This window comes from Lelliottia sp. GFLA7, from assembly GCF_056490165.1.
This window is the reverse complement of the sequence record NZ_JBWLAQ010000091.1, coordinates 1-435: the sequence shown is the minus strand read 5'-3', so window position 1 is coordinate 435 and position 435 is coordinate 1. Positions and strand designations below refer to the sequence as shown.

The following is a 435-nucleotide window of genomic DNA, read 5'->3' as shown; positions in this document are numbered from 1 at the left end:
CCCGATGGGTGGCGTCGATCAACTACTGGCACCGCGCCTGCGCGCGCCCCGCGCCCGGGCAGGCCCAGATCGTCAAGGACACGTTGGCTGGGCTGCGCCGCACCTACGCCGCCGCCGGGGACCGCCCGACCAAACGCGTCGCACCACTGCTGGGCGACGAGATCAGCTACATCCTCGCCACGCTGCGTCAGAACGCGGAGACGTGGCAGGACCGACTGCGGGAGCGCCGTGACTCCGCGGTCATCCTGATCGGATTCCTGGGCGCCTTCCGCCGCGCCGAGCTGTCCGGCCTGCAACTGCGCGACATCACCCTCCACCCGCAGGACGGGCTGCACATCCTGGTGCGCCGATCGAAGACCGACCAGGTCGGCGACGGCATGGTCAAGGCCACCCCGTTCGCGGTCGGGCACCGCGCGTGCCCGCCGTGCGTATACC

1 protein-coding gene is annotated in these 435 nt (G+C 71.5%); it reads left to right on the top strand.

Going from position 1 to position 435, the window contains the following annotated elements; genetic code table 11:
- A partial coding sequence (locus AC07RN_RS21305; RefSeq protein ID WP_478337269.1) for a site-specific integrase occupies positions 1-435 on the top strand: 435 nt, incomplete at both ends.